Source organism: Weissella kandleri, from assembly GCF_045504165.1.
Lineage (GTDB): Bacteria > Bacillota > Bacilli > Lactobacillales > Lactobacillaceae > Weissella > Weissella kandleri_A.
In genome coordinates, this window is sequence record NZ_JBJJNY010000001.1 from 173,968 (window position 1) to 194,041 (window position 20,074).

A 20,074-nucleotide genomic window follows, 5' to 3' on the forward strand; every position below is an offset into this window, starting at 1 on the left:
TATGCTTGTTTTGGTATGCGAGCTTAAGTTACAATAAGAGAAAACTTTAAAACAAGGGGAAAGAATGACGAATTATCATGGACAAATACATTTATCGTTAGCCGGTTTTTACGATGTTTTAACGGATGCGGGATTAATGTATCGCACACGAGCGCGGGGTAATTTTCGAAAGAAGGGCCAAACCCCATTAGTAGGGGATTTTGTGACCTTTACGGCGGAGAATCAAACAGAAGGCTATATTTTAGAAATTGACTCACGACGGAATAGTTTGGTGCGACCGCCGGTGGCCAATATTGACCAGGCCGTTTTGGTCACGGCGGTTAAGTTGCCTGATTTTTCAACAAATTTATTAGATCGTCAATTGGTGACTTTGGAAAGTGATGACATCGAGCCCATTATTTATTTCACTAAAACTGATTTACTAACGGAAGCGGAATTGCAGCAATTTGAAAAATTAGCAGATGGGTACCGGCGAGCTGGCTACCAAGTGATTTTACCCCAAACAGCGTTTGATCAAGTAAGTTTAAGTGAAATTAGGCATGAGCTAGATCATGGCTTAAATGTTGTTATGGGTCAAACGGGAGCTGGTAAATCAACCTTGTTAAATCATTTAGACCCTGATTTACAATTAAAAACGGGAGAAGTTTCACAAGCGTTGAGTCGTGGTAAACATACGACACGTCAAGTAGGACTGGTTTCTTTAGGTCAAGGCTGGGTCGCTGATACGCCTGGATTTTCGACGTTTGATGTTTTTAAAATGCCTTCACGGGAATTAACTTTGTATTTTCGGGAAATTAACCAGATTTCAAAAGGTTGTCGTTTTCGAGGATGCCAACATTTAAATGAGCCTGGGTGCGCAGTTAAAACGGCTGTAGTAGACGGTAAGATTATGGAATCACGTTATGATAACTATAAATTATTTTATGATTTGATTGAAGGTCGACGTCCGGTATATAATAAACATGATAAGAAGCATTAGTGCTTAATATAACAATCATAGAAATGAGGAAATTATGGCAATTAAAGTAGCACCATCAATTTTAGCAGCAGATTATTTGAATTTGGAGGCCGATGTTAAGACGGTTGAGGACGCTGGAGCGGAATATTTACATATTGATGTGATGGACGGAATGTTTGTTCCATCAATCTCATATGGTCCTGGATGGGTGAAAGCTTTGAAAGCCAAGACAAACATGGTTTTGGATGTTCACTTGATGGTTGAACAACCAGAACGGTATGTTGATGATTTTGTTAAGGCCGGCGCTGATATTTTGGGAGTGCATTATGAAGCTACTCAACACTTACATCGCGCTTTGCAACAAATTAATGAGCATGGAATCAAGTCCGAAGTTGTGATAAACCCTGGAACACCAGTTTCAGCGATTGAACCGGTTTTGTATATGGTAGATCAAGTTTTGGTTATGACGGTTAACCCTGGCTTTGGTGGACAAAAGTTCTTGCCTGAAACAGTTAAGAAAATTGAGCAATTAACAGCGTTGAAGCAGGCTAATGGATATAACTTTGATATTGAAATTGACGGTGGCGCCAATGACGAGACTACTAAGTTAGCTTATGATGCTGGGGCAACTGTGGCTGTGGCTGGCTCATATGTTTATGATAAAGTCGATCCTGCTGCCAAGGTGGCTCGTTTGAAGGAAGTTACGGCTTAAAAAATGACACATACGGTATTACCTCAAGATCGAATGCGAATCCTCTTGGGCGGGCCACATTCTGAATGGCCAGATGAATTGAAAAATGGTGAATTATCAGGGCCTTGGGCAGCAGCAGATCGGGGAACGATTGATTTGATTACGCTAAATCAGCCACCGATTTTTGCGATTGGAGATTTTGATTCAATTAGTCCGGTTGAGCGGCGAAAAATTGATCAGGTAGTACCGACAGTTGTCCAAAAATTTGAACAAATTTCAACCGACACCCAGGCACTCCTTAAAGCTGTTGATCAACAATTTTCACCAAAGTGTATTGAAGTTTATGGGGCGACTGGTGGTCGATTGGATCATGCATTAGGGAACATATGGATGTTTATTGAGCCCGAATTTCGAGAACTCGCACAACGAGTAGTGCTTATTGATCGCAATAATGAAATTCGCTTTTATTTACCAGGCAGTCATACAATTCAACATAATCCTGAATTCCGTTATTTAGGGTTTGCTGCCTTGGAACCGGTGGTGAATTTAGAGTTGCCTGATGAAAAATATTCTTTGCAGTGGTCTGGCGGTCCTAAGATTTGGGGTTCAAATGAATTTAATGGGAGTCAAAATCATTTTTCTTTTGAACAGGGGATGATTGCAGTCATCCAGTCCAAAGATGTTAAACAATCATGAAAAAGCCTAAAAAATTGATGTAAAGTAAAAATACTTTACAGAAACGCTTGCATATTGGGTGGGGCTTTGATAATATAATTAAAGTAAATAAAAGCACTGAAATAATGAGCTTAAGATGGGAGGGTCACATCATGGCAGTTGATGCAGTCAACGGAAAGCGTACACGCTTTGGAAACCAACGTTCACACGCTCTTAACTCAAGCCGCCGTAGCTGGAAGCCAAACTTGCAAAAGGTTACCGTTAAGATTAACGGTTCAGCCCCTAAGAAAGTTTACTTGTCAGCCCGTACTTTGAAGGCTGGGTTGAAGAACGGTTCAATTGAACGCGTTTAAAATTCATAGAAAAGGGTAGTCAACTTATAGTCGACTACTTTTTTTATATATTGGTGATAAATAATTAGATTTAAAAAGGCTAAATGTTGGCTGTTAGCGAAAGATGACGTTTTTCAAATTATTTCGAGACTCGAACCTTGTTGTACAGTTGGGCTTTGTGCGTTATAATTCTTCATATGCTTTGAACGCATCTTTTTAAATTTACTAAAAATGCGGTAGAATGTTTAAAAGGCCCCCTGCGTTAAGTAGAATTTGCATAGGGTTAAAATTAAAAATACAATTACTAATTTAGAGGAGGGTGTTGGACATGGCAGTTAAAATTCAAACCGAACAAGGCATGGTTCAAATTGAGAACGATGTAATTGCTAAAATTGTTGGTGGAGCAGCCACTGATAATTATGGTGTTGTTGGAATGGCGAGCCAGACGCCTGTACGAGATGGAATTAATCAAGCTTTGAGCGGTGATAATTATGGCCGCGGCGTTGTCGTACGTGAAATTGAAAATGGAATTGCAGTAGATGTTTATATTATTGTCGGATATGGCATGAAAATTTCAGAAATTTCTAAAAGTGTCCAAGCTCGTGTTAAGAACGATTTGAGCAGTATGTTGGGCGTTGTCGCTGATGAAGTTAATGTTATTGTACAGGGTGTACGAATCTTAGGCGAATAGACGCGTAGGTTGCGGAGGATTAAAAACTGTGGAAGTTGTAACGAAGATTACCAATGTTGAGTTTGGTAAAATGATTAATGCGGCAGCAAGTGCCTTACAAGATAATGCTGAAAAAATTAATAAGTTGAATGTTTTCCCAGTCCCAGACGGTGACACGGGGACGAATATGACTTTGTCAATGGCTTCAGGAGCTGAATATGAACGTGATGAGGTTGACACACGGCTAGGTGCTTTAGCTAAAGCAACTTCAAAAGGGCTTTTAATGGGCGCACGTGGAAATTCAGGGGTGATTTTATCACAAATTTTCCGTGGATTTGCTACGGCAGTTAAAGACGAAGATGTTTTGACATCTCGAACCTTTGCCAATGGTTTAATGGGTGGCGCTGAAACTGCTTATAAAGCGGTGATGAAGCCTACTGAGGGAACAATTTTAACTGTTATTCGTGAAGCGGCAACGGCTGCTAATAATACAGCGAAAGAATCTGAGGATGTTGTGATGGTAGCTAAGGCTGCCTACGATGCGGCTGAAGTAGCCTTAGCTTCAACCCCCGATTTATTGCCAGTCTTAAAAGAAGTTGGCGTAGTTGATTCTGGTGGACAAGGGTTGGTTATTGTCTTAGAGGCTTTTTATGGAGTCTTATCTGGTCAAGAAATTAATCATGATACCGTCGATAATGCTGGCCTAGAAGCCATGATCAAAGAAATGCACAATACCGGAGTTCAAGGTGAATTGAATCCTGAGAGCATTAAATATGGATATTGTACTGAAATGATGGTTGATCTTGGTGTGGGAACGACTTATGACACTGATTTTGATTATGATACATTCTATGCATATTTAGCTGAACTAGGTGATTCCTTGTTAGTTATTAATGATGACGAAGTGGTCAAGGTGCACGTGCATACGGAACACCCTGGAAAAGTCTTTGAATGGGGTCTGAAGTTTGGAGCGTTACGTAAAACTAAAGTTGATAATATGCGTAATCAACAAGCTGAAGCATCAAAAGAAGCTGAAACCGCAAAGAAAAACGAGCAGTCAGTGCAAATCGAGCGTGCAATTATTGCGATTGCTACCGGAACAGGGGTACAAAATCTCTTTCAATCATCTGGAGCCAATATCATTATTGATGCTACGCAAGCACCTTCAACGGCCGATATTGTGGAAGCAATTCAAAAGAGTGGAGCTAAAGAGGTTATAATCATGCCAAATGATTCAAATATCTTTATGGCCGCTGAACAGGCTAAGGATATGGTCGACGTACCGGTCGAAATCATTAAGACGCGGACGATTCCACAAGGCTTAACCGCGCTTTTGGTTGGATACAATCCAGATGCAGATTTAACGACGAATGCTACTACCATGACTGAAGCGATGGGTAATGTTAAGTCAGGTTCAGTCACAACTTCAGTGCGAGATACGACTATGAAAGGCTTGACCATTCATAGTGGAGATGCAATTGGAATCTTTGATGGCGATATTGTTGTTTCAGAGCCAGATGCAAATATCTTAGAAGCAGCGGAAGCTTTGTTGAAGAAGATGTTAACTGAAGAAGACGAAATGGTTACTATCATCTACGGTGCAGACGGTGATGAGAAGTTAGCTAATCAATTGTCAGAAGTTGTCGCTGATTTGGATGATGATATTGATGTTGACATCCAAAAAGGGGACCAGCCCATCTATCCAATCTATATTGCAGTTGAATAATGTATTAATTAGTCCAATTCATGGATTTTTTAGTGAGTATCTTTGTCATTTTAAAGGATACTCATTTTTTATTTACTATAAATTATTGTCGATTTAATAAAAGGCATCGCTTGCGATTTAAGGGCTATGATATAATAAGGCAAATATAGTTTTACTGGACTATGGAGGAGAATGATCATGAACTGGAAAGAAAATTATAAATTGTGGCAAAATAAGCCAGATTTACCAGCTGATTTAAAAGAAGACTTAAACAATTTAAAAACGGATGCAGCAAAAGAGGATGCCTTTTATACCCCACTAAGTTTTGGAACCGCTGGAATGCGTGGTGTTTTGGGGGCCGGTATTAATCGGATGAACATTTATACGGTGCGGCAAGCAACAGAGGGCTTAGCACGTTTGATGGATTCATTTAATGATGAATCAATTAAGCAACGTGGGGTTGTAATTTCATATGATTCACGGCATTATTCTCAGATTTTTGCGCAAGAAGCAGGAAAAGTTTTGGGTGCCCATGGTATTAAAGCTTATGTTTTTGATGCTTTGCGGCCAACGCCAGAACTATCATTTGCGGTACGGCACTTAGGAACTTATGCCGGTATTATGATTACGGCATCGCATAACCCTAAGAATTATAATGGTTATAAAATCTATGGTGAAGATGGTGGACAGATGCCACCAAAGGAATCAGATATTATTACCAAAGAAATTCGGCAAGCTGATATGTTTGCAGTACCAGTTGCTGAAATGGCATCTTTGCAACAAGCTGGGTTGTATCAAGTGGTTGGGGATGAAATGGATCAAGCATATCTTAAAAATGTGCAAACCGTTTCAATCAATCGTGAGCTCATTGACACAGTGGGACGCGATATGAAGTTGGTTTATTCGCCATTACATGGAACGGGTGCGGCAATTGCTGGACCAGCTTTGGAAAATGCCGGCTTTAAAAATGTGACGATGGTTTCCGAGCAAAAGGAACCGAATGGTGATTTCCCGACGGTTAAATTGCCTAATCCGGAAGATCCTGAGGCACTGGCAATGGGAATTGATTTAGCTAAGGCTAACGGGGCTGATGTTGTGATTGCGGTTGATCCAGATGCTGATCGTATGGGAACGGCGGTGCGCCAACCTTCTGGTGAGTATGTTTTGTTGACTGGTAACCAAATTGGAGCTATCATGATGCATTACATTCTTACAGCAAAGCAAGCTGACCATAGCTTGCCGGCTAATGGAGTTCTGGTAAAGTCAATTGTTTCTTCAGAATTTGCGGCTGATATCGCCCAAAGCTTTGGGGTCCAGACGATTAACGTTTTGACGGGCTTTAAATATATCGCCGAACAAATTAAAGAATATGAGATGACCCACGCACATACCTTTCTCTTTGGCTTTGAAGAATCATATGGTTATTTAGTTAAGCCATTTACGCGCGATAAGGATTCAATTCAAGCGACCGTCTTAATGGCCGAAGTGGCCGCTTACTATAAGTCATTAGGTAAGACAGTTTATGATGGTGTGCAAGAATTGTTTGAGAAGTATGGCTACTTTGCTGAAGATACGCAATCATTAACTTTTGACGGTATTGATGGGAAGGAGCGCATTGAAAAGCTAATTGCTAATTTCCGTGAGAATATGCCAGTCGCATTTGGCGGACTTACAGTCGAGAGCTTGGAAGACTTTGCTCAATCAACTGAATTGAATCTTTTGACCCACCAGATTACGCCAATGACTTTACCTAAGGCAGAGGTCTTGAAATATTGGTTAAGTGATGGCTCATGGGTGGCGGTTCGTCCTTCTGGAACGGAGCCTAAAATTAAGTTCTATGTTGGGACTAAGGGTGCCACCGCAGTACAAGCTCGTGAAAAATTGGCAGCTATTCAAGCCACGATTCAAGAATACATTGATTAAACAGTATACTTATAGAAAGGGTAAATGCTTATGTGGATATTTTTAGGAATTATCGTCGTCTTAGTTATTATATATGTGGTAGTCTACAATGGATTAGTGGCTGCTCGGATGCACACGCAGGAAGCTTGGTCACAAATCGATGTTCAGTTAAAGCGGCGGAATGATTTAATTCCAAACTTGTTGGAAACGGTGAAGGGTTATGCTAAGTACGAACAAGAAACTTTGCAAAAAGTCGTTGGATTGCGAAATCAATTGATGACGGTGTCAGATGATGATCCACAAGCAAAAATGGAAATTTCAAACCAATTGTCGAATTCTTTGAAATCCATTTTTGCTTTATCCGAAGCATACCCGGATTTAAAAGCAAATCAACAATATCAGCAGTTAATGGAAGAATTGACGAATACGGAAAATAAGATTGCTTATTCACGTCAATTATTTAATACAACAACGGCTAATTATAATTCTAAACTACAAATGTTCCCGACATCAATTGTGGCTAATTTAAGTCATTTTAAGCCAGCTGTCTTTTTAGAAACACCTGAAGCTGAAAAGAGTGTGCCAAAAGTCTCATTTGATGATTAAGGTTAGTAAGGAGTGAGACATGCTATTTGAACAGATTGCCAAAAATAAGCGTAAAACCATCGGACTCTTTTTGATATTTTTCTTTTTTGTGGGTCTCGTAGGAGCCGCTTTGGGGTATTTTATGTGGCGTTCAGCAGCGATGGGGTTATTAATCGCACTAGTTTTGGGCTTGATTTATGGAGTATATGTTTTTAGTCAATCGACTGATATTGTTATGCAAATGAATCATGCTCATGAAGTTAGTGGACCCGCTGAAGCGCCAGAATTATGGCATGTTGTTGAAGATATGGCGTTAGTGGCGCAGGTGCCAATGCCACGAGTCTTCATTATTGATGATCTATCCCCGAATGCTTTTGCAACGGGCAATAATCCTAACCAGGCGGCAGTCGCTGCTACTCGAGGAATCTTAGAAACGCTAAATCGTAATGAATTAGAAGGTGTCATGGCTCATGAGATGACGCATGTTCGAAACTATGATATTCGAGTTCAGACTTTAGCAGTTGCTTTGACTTCTTTGATTGCTCTACTCGCTAATTTTGGGACAAACTTTATGTTTTTTGGAGGGGGTAGTCGGCGTGATGATGAAAATAATGCGACGAGCGTTATTGGGATGTTAGTTTCCTTGCTTGTTTTGATTCTCGCCCCAATGGTTGCGACGATGGTACAGTTAGCTATTTCAAGGAATCGTGAATTTTTAGCGGATGCAGGTGCGGTTGAGCTGACGCGTAATCCACAAGCATTGATTCAGGCGTTACAAAAGATTTCGCAGAGTCAGCCGATGGAGACAGAAAATGTCGCACCTTCCAGTGCTGGGCTTTATATTAGCAATCCTTTGTCCGCTGACAATATGAATAAGCTTTTTGCCACCCATCCGCCGGTTGAAGAGCGAATTGCCGCATTGGAAAAAATGTAAGGGTGCTTAATTGGCTTAGAATGGTAATTTATATGCATCATTCCAAGCTTGATAAGATTCAACGAATATTTAAGCATCATCAGAACAGTTTTATGATGGTGCTTTTTTACTTTAAGGTATAAGATAGTCTCTGTGAAAAATAATTTGAAAAATGTTAGTTTGATCAAGATTGAATAACTTATAATCATTAATATAAATATAAGGACAGTAGTTATGATGGGGCGCGAAGAATACAACAAGATTATGAAAAAGATTAGTGCGGCTGGTGCGGTTGAACCTAGTTTAGCCCGTGTCGGCATGCTCCGAGAAGTTTTGTCGTGGATGGGTAATCCGGATAAGCGCTTACGGATTATTTATATTGCGGGGACAAACGGTCGTGGCTCAACTGGTGCGATTTTAACCCAAGTTTTATCTGAGAGTAACTATCGGATTGGTCACTTTTCATCGCAAGCCGTAAAAGATGATTTACAGATGGTCACGATGAATGAAAAAGCAATTACTACGGATGAAGTCGTCAAAATTGTCCGAGATGTTATTATCCAAATTAAGCGTCATGGTGGTGACTTTTCGGTATTGTCGCGGTTTGAATGGTGGGTTTTGATTGCTCTGGTTTATTTTGCCCGTCAGGATTTACATTTTGTTGTTTTTGAAGCTGGTCATGCTGGCGACCTAGATGCAACTCGGGTAATTGATCGTCCGTTCATTGTGGCGTTCACAAAAATTTCAGTTGACAATGTGTGCCAAGCAGGGCAGAGTTTAAATCGTGTAGCCGAAGAAAAAAGTAAAATTATTAAGCCTGGATCGATTGTGGTTAGTTACCCTGGCCAAGAGGCACTCGTTTTTAAAATTTTAAAAAATCGAGCCGAGCAAGTAGGCGCAATCTGGAATCCTGCCAAAGTACCGCAAATTACGGTTTTGTCGAGCTCGCCTAAGGGGTTGCGGCTCAATATTGATGATTTACCTGATTTGTATCTCTCATTAACCGGTAATTACCAAGCTTATAATTTGAACACAGTGCTACAGATTGTTGGTGTTTTACAGAAAAAAGGATTTTGGTTGTCCAGCGATCGAATTGCCACGGCTTTAGCGCATGTTTCAATTCCCGGGCGGATGGAATATAATGCACAACGTAATGTGTTATATGACGGTGCTGATACGCCAGCCGGAATTAGTGGATTAATCGATTCGATTAAAGCTTGGCATTTGCCTTTCAAGCCAGTCTTTGTGTTAGGCATATTAGATAATAAAAACGCCCATGACATGATTGACTTGGTGGCCGATGTGGCTTCAACTATTATCGCGGTGACGCCAAATAGTAAGGATGCGATGACAGCAGATGCTCTGGCTTCTTATTGTGTGCACAATACAAACTTGGATATTGAGATTGCCGATGACCCTAGCGCGGCGGTGCAATTAGCCCGGCATTATCGGGAATCATCGCATGCTTTGATTGTGGTAACGGGATCATTTTATACTTTACAAGCAATCGGAACGAACGAAAAGGAATAACTAATGGTTTTAAAAGCAAATCAAATTACTAATTTATTACAATCAGAAGGTCTATTAAGGCAAAACGACGCTATCGACCAACCGGAATTAGTGCTGAAAGGTGTTAGCTATAATTCACAAGCGGCACAACCAGGTGATCTGTTCTTCATTAAAGGAAATTTTAAAGCTGAATATTTGGAACAAGCAATGACCAAAGGAGTTGCCGGAGTGGTTGCACCTGTTAATCAGGCTTTGGACGTAGCGGTACCAGTTTGGTATGTAGATGATCCTTTGGCTGCTATGAGTATTGTGGGGATGGCGTTTTATGATTATCCGCAAAACGATTTGAAATTAGTAGGGATTACTGGCACTAAAGGGAAGACTTCAACTGCTTATATGATGTATTCGATATTGGATACAGCTACTGAACATAAAACGGCCCTTTCCTCAACGATAAGTCAAATTACGGGACCCGCTCCGAAAAATCATTACCGGTCAAGTTTGACTACGCCAGAATCAATTGATTTGTTTAAATCGATGCGAGAGGCAGTTGATAATGGAATGACACATATGGTGATGGAAGTTTCTTCACAGGCGTTTAAGATGCGGCGCGTTTATGGGTTGCGTTATGATGTAGGAATCTTTTTAAATATTTCACCCGATCACATTGGCGAAAATGAACATCCTACTTTTGCGGATTATTTAGCACACAAGCTGATGTTAATTGATCATTCTGATCAAGTGGTTTTGAATGTCGAGAGTGACCATTTTGGTGAAATTATAGAACGCGCTGAGGATATGTTGCCGCGGGATGGAATTTGGTTATATGGGCAAAAATCTGAAGAAACTTGGAGTGACGTAGCCTTTCAAACGCAACATGCTGATTTACAAGGGTCACAATTTGATCTTGTAACGCAGGACGAACAAGGAAAGCGCTTGGGAATTGCGGACAGCTACCAGTTAGATTTGCCCGGTGATTTTAACGAAAGCAACGCAACCGCTGCTGCGATTGCTAGTCGCCTAGTTGGAGCGGATGTGGCAGCGATTCAAACCGGTCTGAGTGAAGTTAAGATTCCTGGTCGGATGCAAATTTTTAATACGCAAAAGCATGGCACAATCTATGTGGATTATGCGCATAACTATGCATCGATTGCGGCATTATTGCAATTTATTCGCTCAAATGAAACCGTGAAGATATTGCGCATTGTAGTCGGAGCACCTGGAAATAAGGGTGTTTCTCGACGCCCCGGCATTGGACAAGCTATTAGTGAAGCTGCTGATATTGCATATTTAACGGCTGATGATCCTCAATATGAAGATCCAGCTGCCATTGCCGATGAAATTCAAGCCGCTATTGTTAATCCGCAGGTCGAAATTGTGCGCGAAATGGACCGAGCTAAAGCAATTAAATCAGCGATTAAGGCCTCACAGCCCAATGATGTCGTTGTTTTAGCGGCGAAAGGCTTGGATGAGTATCAGAAAATTAATGGTGTTAATACTCCATATGCTAATGATTGGGAAATCGCGCAAGAAATCGTTGCAGACCTAGAAAGTTAGTGTTGGATTTGGTATAATGGGTTAAGTTTGATTTGAATGTTTATGCAAAATGAGAAGGAGAATTACCAATGGCTAAAAAAGAACCGATGATTAATACATCCGCATTTGATATTGGTGATTACGTTGAAGCACCTGCTTTTGCTAACTTTGAACATGATTTTAAAGGAATTGTCGAAAAGGTTTATGAGCATGCATTATTGGTGATGATTACGGAAAATGATCCAAGCGATGAAGCAACGGTTGTGGAATACAATCGGCGTGCAATTACACGTATGTCAGAGACTAAAATCTTAGTCAAGACGGATAACCCGGCTCCTCGTGAAGTACCAGCCGAAGATGAGGCACCAACAAAAGATTAAAAGGCAATTTCTAAAATAGAAACTGTAAAAGATGATAAATAAGTGAGGCAGGAGGGTCAAAATATGGACTATAAAAAACAAGTGGCAGCGGCTTTAAAACAGGCGGAGCCCGAATTAGATGAGCAAATTTTGATTGATAAGATTGAAGTTCCAAAAGATTCAAGTAAGGGGGATTATGCTTTCCCAACTTTTATTTTAGCTAAACAATTAAAGAAGGCGCCTAATATTATCGCCGCTGACTTGGTAGAGAAGATTGACAAAGCTGGTTTTAAGCAGGTTGAAGCAGTAGGACCATATATCAACTTTTTCATGGATCCCAAAACCGCTGGAAGTCAAATTTTAACTAAAGTGTTGCAAACTGAAAACTACGGTCACAACACGGATGGTGAAGCGGGACATGTGACGATTGATATGTCATCTCCAAACATTGCTAAGCCAATGTCAATGGGACATCTTCGTTCAACCGTTATCGGAAACTCATTAGCTGAAATTTCAGCTGCGAATGGTTATCAACCAATTAAGATTAATCATTTAGGTGACTGGGGGACTCAATTTGGTAAGTTGATAGTTGCTTATAAGCGTTGGGGTTCAGAAGAGGCGGTAAAAGCAGATCCAATTAATACTTTGGTTAAGTATTACGTGCAATTCCACGCTGAGGCTGAGAATTCGCCTGAGTTAAATGATGAAGGCCGGATGTGGTTTAAGAAGTTAGAAGATGGTGACGAAGAAGCACTCCAACTCTGGCAATGGTTCCGAGATGAATCATTGAAAGAATTTATGGATCTTTATGATACATTAAATATTCAATTTGATTCTTTCAACGGGGAAGCTTTCTATAATGATAAGATGGACAGCGTTGTTGAAAAGTTAGAGCAAGAGCATAAGCTGGTTAAATCACAAGGTGCTCAAATTGTGGATTTGGATGCTTATGGTTTGAATCCAGCGATGATTAAGCGAAGCGATGGAGCGACGCTTTATATGACACGTGATTTGGCTGCTGCTACGTACCGGAAGAAGACGTACAACTTCGTTAAGTCTTTGTATGTGGTTGGTGGTGAGCAACGTGAGCATTTTGAGCAATTAAAAGCCATCTTGACGGAAATGGGTTATGCTTGGGCTGATGATATTGAACATATTTCATTTGGAATGATTACGGTTGATGGAAAGAAACTTTCAACGCGTTCAGGACGGATTATTTTGTTAAAGGATGTCTTAGCTGATTCAGAGAAGTTAGCTTTGGAACAAATTAATGAGAAGAATCCTGATTTGACCAATAAAGAGCGGACTGCCCATGAAGTTGGAACAGGAGCGGTGGTCTTTCATGATTTAATGAATGATCGGACGTTGAACTTTGACTTTAAGCTGGAAGATGTGGTGCGCTTTGAAGGTGATACAGGACCATACGTTCAATATGCCAATGCACGAGCACACTCACTTTTGCGGAAAGCTAAGCGGGCGATTGATGAAACGCAGTTGGAGATTAGTGACGAACAAGTCTGGGAGATTGAAAAGCTCCTTGGTGAATTTGAAAATGTAATTCGCAGGGCTTGGCGCGATCGCGAGCCATCAGTTGTAGCTAAATATGCTTTGAACTTAGCCCGGACATTCAATAAGTACTATGCTAATTCTAAAATTTTGGCTGATGATGGCGAATTGAACGCGCGTCTGGCTTTGGTTCAAGCAGTTTCAAACATTTTGACTGAGTCATTGCGCCTCTTAGGAGTAGCAGCACCTGTTGAAATGTAAAATAGCTTAGTGGTGGTTAAGAGTTTAAAAATAGCTTGACGAATAAAAGATAGAAGGGTATTGTTAATAACAATATTTCAATTATTTTAGTCGTTAACGTGTTTTGCCACAGACTATGAAAACATAATTTGATTGTTTTTAGATTAGTTTCAAATTATATTAGTTAGCGACGTAAAGGCTTTTCTTTACGTCGTTTTCTTTTTTCATGCGCCTTTGGTATTAAGACTTAAAGGCGCCATTTTATTTTTAAGGAGTGTATTGTGTTAGAGCATTTTTTCAAATTATCAGAAAATAATACATCGGTTCGCACTGAAATCACATCAGGTTTAACTACTTTCATTGCAATGGGGTATATTATCTTTTTAAATCCAGCTGTGTTGTCAATGACGGGGATGCCTTCACAAGGGGTATTTTTAGCGACGATTTTAACAATTGTGACGGGAACGTTAATTACGGGACTCTTTGCGAACTTACCATATGCCATCGGGCCATCGATTGGGATGCAGGCCATGTTTACATATACGATTGTGTTCGGACTGGGTTTCACTTGGCAACAAGCTTTGGGGATGGTCTTTTTAGTTGGGTTAGTCGATGTGGTGATTACCTTAACTAAGTTACGAGCTTCAATTGTGAAAGCCATTCCGGTGCAATTAAAGCATGCAATTGCTGCTGGAATTGGATTGTTCATTGCTTACATTGGGCTAAAAAATGCGGGTTTCATTAATTTCATCGTAGGTGGTGAAAACATTGTGACGTTAAATAATCATGCCTTTAATCAGGCAGATAAGGCTGGTCAAATTAATACTTTGTTGGCCAATGGTGGAACGACGCCCACTTTAGCGAATTTCAATACGGCCCCGGTTTTATTAGCATTGATTGGGTTTTTAATTTTAGTTGTATTAGTGATTAAAAAGGTGCGGGGAGCTTACCTATTATCAGTAGTGATTACAACCGTGATTGGGATTCCCATGGGCGTCACCAATTTGAATATTGATATTGCAAATTCATTTTCAATGACATTCCATGATTTCCAAACGGTTTTCGGCGCAGCCTTGGGGGCGGATGGATTATGGTCAATGTTTACCACCCCAAAGCAGATTTTGGTTGTGATTTTAACGGTCTTCTCAATGGGATTGTCAGGTTTGTTTGACGCGATTGGAACTTTTATTGGAACGGGAATGACGACTGGAATTTTCTCAAAGAAAGATCAAAAAGAATTTGAAGAAGGTAAGGGCTTTAAGTCAAAGATGGATCGTGGCTTGGTCGCCGATACTTTTGCGACGATGTTGGCTGGGATTTATGGAAGTTCAAACACAACTACCTTTATTGAATCGGCGGCTGGGATTAATGCGGGTGGTCGGACCGGATTGACCTCAGTAGTGGTGGCTATTGGCTTTATCTTTTCAATTGTGGCAGCCCCATTAGTGGGAGTTGTACCTTCAGCTGCTACGGCGCCGATTTTAATCGTGGTTGGAATTTCAATGATGAATGAGTTTAAAGCTATTGACTGGAATGACCTTGAAGTTGCAATTCCAGCTTTCTTTACGTCCGCCTTTATGGCCTTGTCATATTCGATTTCATATGGGATTGCCGCTGGCTTTATTCTATTTATTGTTGTGAAATTAGCCCGGCATAAACGTTATGAGATTACACCAGTGTTGTGGGTAATTGCATTGCTCTTTATGTTAAATTTTGTAGCGATGGCAATTGGCTAAGCATTTAGTATCCAAGCATTGAATGAGAATTCAATGCTTTTTTTGTTAAGTGAAAAGTAGTTAGCTTGTTGATTTTTTCTGAACGTAAAAAATGCTAAACTATTAAGAGAATAAAGCTTTGCGGAAGGATGTGAAAAAATGGCGGAAAAACCTAAAAAAATGGGAACAGAGCCGATTCCATTAGAAAATCCCGTGGAAGTTCTGAGCGGAGTAGGTGAAAAGCGTTTGCTGGGGTTACATCATTTATCTATTTTCACGATTGACGATTTATTAATGAACTTTCCGCTGCGTTATAGTGATTTGGCGACGAAGTTACCTTCTGAAACCGATGATGGCGAAAAGGTCACGTTTAAAGGTATAGTTTCTTCGGCTCCAGTATTATCACGGTTTGGTTATAAAAAAACGCGTTTAAACTTTCGGATTTTAGTTGAACATGATAATATTGCGGTAACTTTTTTCAATCAACCGTGGTTGCAAAAAAAATTGGCTGTAGAACAAGAAGTCGCGGTCTATGGGACTTATGAAAAAAATAAACAAACTTTGAGCGGGATTAAAATTTTATTACCTAATCAAATTGATGAAATGGAAGCTGTTTATCCCGCCTCCAAAGAAATTCAACAACGGACGTTAAAAAGCCTAATAGAGCAAGCGTTAGGAAAATATCAAGATGATTTAGTGGATCTGATTCCAGAATCAATCCGCGCTCAATATAAATTACTGACGCGTAAAGCGATGTTTTTTGGAGTGCATTTCCCGCAATCTTTGATTGAAGCGCAAAATGCACGGCGCACGGCTTCATTTGAAGAATTTTTTATTTTTCAAATGCGGATGCAGTTGTTAAAGTTAATGGATCAAAATCATCAAGGGCGGGCGGTCAGCTTTGATAATCCACGCTTGAAGGCCTTCATTCAAACGTTACCGTTTGAGTTAACGGATGCTCAAAAAAAGGTGGTAAATGAAATTGTTGCTGACATGCGTCGCCCAAAGCATATGAATCGCTTGTTACAGGGTGATGTAGGTTCGGGTAAAACGGTGGTGGCAGCTTTAGCTATTTATGCTGCATTTACGGCTGGAATGCAAGCGGCGCTGATGGCACCAACGGAAATTCTAGCGCAACAGCATGCCAAAACATTGGGAGAATTTTTTGATCCGGCGGAAGTGCGTGTTGAATTATTAACGGGTTCAACAAAGGCGGCTGCTCGACGGCAAATTTTAGCTGATTTAGCAGATGGATCAATAGATTTGTTGATTGGAACCCATGCTTTAATTCAAGACGATATTGTCTTTCATAATTTAGGCTTGGCGATTATTGATGAACAGCATCGTTTTGGGGTGAAGCAACGTGCTAAGCTGCGTGAAATTGGGATGAATCCAGATATCTTAGCCATGACGGCGACCCCGATTCCGCGGACATTGGCGATTACGAGTTATGGAGAGATGGACATCTCAGTGATTAATCAATTACCAAAGGGACGTCAGCCGATTCAGACTCGGTGGTTGCGGGGAAATGCGTTAGAGCAAGTAGTCAAATTTATCTTGCAGCAATTAGAAATTGGTGCTCAATCTTACGTGGTAACGCCTTTAATTGAAGAGTCTGAAGCGCTAGATGTACAAAATGCTCACGCAGTATATGAAGAATTACAAAAGTATTTTATGCCGCAATATCAGGTTGGGCTACTTCACGGTCGGATGAATAATCAAGAAAAAGATGCGGTGATGAGCCAATTTAAAGCCAATCAATTTCAAGTTTTGGTGGCTACAACGGTTATTGAAGTGGGCGTTGACGTACCTAATGCGAGTGTCATGCTGATTTTGGATGCTGATCGGTTTGGCTTGGCTCAGTTACATCAGTTGCGTGGTCGTGTTGGACGTGGTTCACGTGCATCATATGCTTTTTTAATGGCTGATCCAAAGACACAGTTTGGAATTGAACGGATGGAGGCCATGACGGCAACGACAGATGGCTTTGTGCTAGCACAAAAGGATTTGGAATTGCGTGGGTCCGGTGATGTACTTGGACGCCGACAATCAGGGATGCCTGAATTTAAGGTGGGTGATCCCGTCAAAGATTTGTTAATGATGGAAGCTGCACAGCAAAGTGCAATGCAGGTTTTAGATACACCTAATTGGGATCAATTGCCAGAAAATAAGGCTTTGGTGCAATATTTGTCGGAAACCATGGACCGGTACCGGAATTTTGATTAAGGTATCTTGAGGGATGTGGTAAAATTGAAAAAAATAGAAAAAAGAGGCCATAAGAATGTATAAAATTGCGGTTGATGCAATGGGCGGTGATCATGCACCAGAGACGGTAGTTGCTGGTGTTGAGAAGGCACGCGAACAATTACCAAATGTTGAATTTATTTTATATGGTGACTTGGCGCAAGTGAAGCCACTGATTCAGGACTCGCGCCAAATTGAGTTGGTGCAAGCTGATGATGCTTTAGGTATGGCTGATGAACCAGTTAAGTCAGTTCGAACCCGGAAGCAAAGCTCTTTGGTAATGGCCGCTACGGCAGTCAAAAAGGTGAAGCAGATGCTTTTTTCTCCGCTGGAAATACTGGAGCTGTGTTGGCGGCGTCTATCTTTTTGGTTGGTCGGATAAAGGGAATTAGTCGTCCCGCTTTAATGACTTTGATGCCAGCAACAGGCGGATTACATGATGCGTTTGTTATGATGGATATGGGAGCAAATGCTGAAAACCGCGCCAATCAACTGTATGAATATGGAATTTTAGGTTCATTTTATGCGCATGATATTTTGCAATATGAAAATCCACGGGTTGGTTTGTTGAATAACGGGACGGAACCGGATAAAGGGGATACAGTGCATAAAGAAGCCCATGTTTTATTACAAAATGGGGCTGACGCTAAGTATTTGAATTTCATTGGTAATGTGGAATCTTCAGAATTATTGCAGGGTGCCGCTGACGTGGTAGTCGCTGATGGTTTTTCGGGAAATGCAGCGTTAAAAGCTACTGAAGGAACAGCGAAAACGTTGATGAAGATGCTTAAAAACCTGATTAAGCAAGGTAATTTGCGAACCAAATTAGGTGGTCTGTTGTTATTGCCAGCGTTGAAAAAATTGGGTCAAAAATTTAATCCGGAACAATATGGTGGAGCGGTCGTACTGGGGGTCAAAGCACCGGTAGTTAAAGCTCACGGTTCAGCGGGACCGGATGCCATTGCTGCGGCGTTAGGTCAAATCGAAAAAATGTTAACGATTAATTTGACTGGCAACGTGCAAGCCTTTGTAGCGGAACATCAAAATGATTTGACAAGTCAGCAGAATTAAGTAAGATATAAATAGAATCGTTCTTTTGACTTTGAATGATTAAGAGGACGACCCGTTTTGTGCTAAGATAGCATGATTTAAACTAGCAATAAGTTGATAATTAAAGGAGTAAGTAATAATCATGGAAAAGCAAGCGATTTACGATCAGGTTGCGACTTTAGTTGCCGATCATTTTGAGTTGAATCCAGACCAAGTAACTGGAGACTTAAATTTCTTGAAGGATATTGACGCAGACTCAATTGATTTTGTGGAATTAGTATTAGAAATGGAAGATGCATTTGACGCTGAAATTCCAGATGAAGATGCTGATAAGCTTACAACAATTAATGATACGGTTGATTATATTTATAATCATCAAAAGTAAACGAAAAGATTAAATGAATTTAGTGAAACCGAGGCCCCAGGGTCCCGGTTTTTTGGTATACTTAAGAAATAACAGAAAAGAGGGAAATAATGTTTGCAGAATTACAGACTGAGATTGAAGTACAATATGGTATTCATTTTGATGATTTGTCCTTACTAGAAGAAGCTTTAACACAAGCCAATTATATTAATGAGCATCCTAATTATCATGGGCGGGATTATCAACGCTTAGAGTTTTTAGGCGACGCAATTATGCAACAATCTTCAGCGGTTTACCTATTTAAAAGGTATCCAGATTGGGATGAAGGTCGATTGACAGAGCTGCGCATTTTAATGGTTCAAACGCGTTCTTTCGCAGCTTTGTCACGTGAGTTACATCTTGATCGCTATGTTCAATTAGGGCACGGAGAAGAAATTTCTGGAGCACGAAATCGCGATACTTTGTTAGAAGACTTATGGGAAGCCTTTATTGGAGCTTTATACTTGGATCAAGGTCAAGATGCGGTCGTGAACCTTTTGAAGCAGGTATTCTTTTCTAAAATTGATACGGGATTTTATGATCGGTTTGTTGATTATAAATCAAAGTTACAAGAATTATTGCAAAAAAATGGAACTGTCGATATTAATTATCAAAAACTTTCAGAAGAACAAATTGAAAATAATGAACAGATTTTTACTGTAGCCGTGCAATTGAATGGTAAGCAATTAGCAGTCGGTCAAGGTAAGTCTACAAAAGATGCTGAAAAAGAAGCTGCTCGGCGCGCTTATAAAGATTTAACCATGAATAAATAAGTAACGGTAAACATTTAAAATGATGAGGTAGGGTAAATGGGATTATTTGATGCGATTAAACGAGCCTTTACTGGGGAAGAAATACCACAAAAGGCAACGGTGGTGGAAGTAGAAACGTTATATCCGCATATTGATGCTGATCATCCAGTTGAGTTGGCAAGCTTAAAGAGTCCGATTCGTGTCGAAGTATTAGAGCCACACGAAATAAAAAATGTGGTAAAAGAGCCCGTTGCGGTTGACAATGCCACCAATGATGCGACCATCCTAACAGAAACAGAAACAGAAACAGAAACAGAAACAGAAACAGA

The 20,074-nt window shown here is 40.4% G+C and carries 17 protein-coding genes and 2 pseudogenes; all 19 read left to right on the top strand.

Translation table 11 applies throughout. From position 1 onward, the window contains the following. The first annotated feature begins 64 nt into the window (after positions 1-64). The gene (rsgA, locus tag ACJQWY_RS00850; RefSeq protein ID WP_407075863.1) at positions 65-979 is read left to right on the top strand and encodes a ribosome small subunit-dependent GTPase A; all 915 of its coding nucleotides are present in this window, start codon (positions 65-67) and stop codon (positions 977-979) included. 34 nt (positions 980-1,013) lie between these two features. After that, positions 1,014-1,670, top strand: coding sequence for a ribulose-phosphate 3-epimerase (rpe, locus tag ACJQWY_RS00855; RefSeq protein WP_407075864.1), 657 nt, complete (start codon positions 1,014-1,016; stop codon positions 1,668-1,670). A 3-nt stretch (positions 1,671-1,673) separates the two neighbouring features. Next, positions 1,674-2,345, top strand: a complete 672-nt coding sequence (locus ACJQWY_RS00860) for a thiamine diphosphokinase (protein ID WP_407075865.1) — start codon at positions 1,674-1,676, stop codon at positions 2,343-2,345. Between the two features lie 131 nt (positions 2,346-2,476). Then, positions 2,477-2,677: a 50S ribosomal protein L28 gene (gene rpmB, locus ACJQWY_RS00865; RefSeq protein ID WP_003609111.1), complete on the top strand. Its 201-nt coding sequence runs from the start codon at positions 2,477-2,479 to the stop codon at positions 2,675-2,677. A gap of 307 nt (positions 2,678-2,984) precedes the next feature. Continuing rightward, entirely contained in the window at positions 2,985-3,347 is a 363-nt protein-coding gene (locus ACJQWY_RS00870) for an Asp23/Gls24 family envelope stress response protein (RefSeq protein ID WP_407075866.1), read from the top strand. A gap of 28 nt (positions 3,348-3,375) precedes the next feature. Further along, positions 3,376-5,052, top strand: coding sequence for a DAK2 domain-containing protein (locus tag ACJQWY_RS00875; protein ID WP_407075867.1), 1,677 nt, complete (start codon positions 3,376-3,378; stop codon positions 5,050-5,052). Positions 5,053-5,229: 177 nt separating this feature from the next. Further along, on the top strand, positions 5,230-6,954 hold the full coding sequence (locus ACJQWY_RS00880) for a phospho-sugar mutase (protein ID WP_407075868.1): 1,725 nt from the start codon (positions 5,230-5,232) through the stop codon (positions 6,952-6,954). 24 nt (positions 6,955-6,978) lie between these two features. Continuing rightward, positions 6,979-7,539, top strand: a complete 561-nt coding sequence (locus tag ACJQWY_RS00885) for a LemA family protein (protein WP_407075869.1) — start codon at positions 6,979-6,981, stop codon at positions 7,537-7,539. Positions 7,540-7,558: 19 nt separating this feature from the next. Further along, a complete protein-coding gene (gene htpX / locus ACJQWY_RS00890; protein WP_407075870.1) occupies positions 7,559-8,452 on the top strand; it encodes a zinc metalloprotease HtpX in 894 nt (297 codons plus the stop codon). 213 nt (positions 8,453-8,665) lie between these two features. Further along, a complete protein-coding gene (locus ACJQWY_RS00895) occupies positions 8,666-9,961 on the top strand; it encodes a bifunctional folylpolyglutamate synthase/dihydrofolate synthase (RefSeq protein ID WP_407075871.1) in 1,296 nt (431 codons plus the stop codon). A gap of 3 nt (positions 9,962-9,964) precedes the next feature. After that, on the top strand, positions 9,965-11,497 hold the full coding sequence (locus tag ACJQWY_RS00900) for a UDP-N-acetylmuramoyl-L-alanyl-D-glutamate--2,6-diaminopimelate ligase (RefSeq protein ID WP_407075872.1): 1,533 nt from the start codon (positions 9,965-9,967) through the stop codon (positions 11,495-11,497). A 68-nt stretch (positions 11,498-11,565) separates the two neighbouring features. Continuing rightward, on the top strand, positions 11,566-11,856 hold the full coding sequence (locus tag ACJQWY_RS00905) for a hypothetical protein (protein WP_407075873.1): 291 nt from the start codon (positions 11,566-11,568) through the stop codon (positions 11,854-11,856). Between the two features lie 63 nt (positions 11,857-11,919). Next, on the top strand, positions 11,920-13,602 hold the full coding sequence (gene argS, locus ACJQWY_RS00910; RefSeq protein WP_407075874.1) for an arginine--tRNA ligase: 1,683 nt from the start codon (positions 11,920-11,922) through the stop codon (positions 13,600-13,602). Positions 13,603-13,862: 260 nt separating this feature from the next. Next, positions 13,863-15,317, top strand: coding sequence for an NCS2 family permease (locus ACJQWY_RS00915; protein WP_407075875.1), 1,455 nt, complete (start codon positions 13,863-13,865; stop codon positions 15,315-15,317). A 138-nt stretch (positions 15,318-15,455) separates the two neighbouring features. Beyond that, entirely contained in the window at positions 15,456-17,522 is a 2,067-nt protein-coding gene (recG, locus tag ACJQWY_RS00920) for an ATP-dependent DNA helicase RecG (RefSeq protein ID WP_407075876.1), read from the top strand. A 55-nt stretch (positions 17,523-17,577) separates the two neighbouring features. Then, positions 17,578-18,611: pseudogene (plsX, locus tag ACJQWY_RS00925) on the top strand (phosphate acyltransferase PlsX). A gap of 121 nt (positions 18,612-18,732) precedes the next feature. Continuing rightward, on the top strand, positions 18,733-18,975 hold the full coding sequence (gene acpP / locus ACJQWY_RS00930; protein ID WP_407075877.1) for an acyl carrier protein: 243 nt from the start codon (positions 18,733-18,735) through the stop codon (positions 18,973-18,975). Between the two features lie 89 nt (positions 18,976-19,064). Further along, complete coding sequence (rnc, locus tag ACJQWY_RS00935; RefSeq protein WP_407075878.1) at positions 19,065-19,766, top strand: ribonuclease III; 702 nt, start codon at positions 19,065-19,067, stop codon at positions 19,764-19,766. Positions 19,767-19,802: 36 nt separating this feature from the next. Continuing rightward, positions 19,803-20,074 (top strand): annotated as a pseudogene (locus tag ACJQWY_RS00940) (hypothetical protein); the annotation flags it as partial.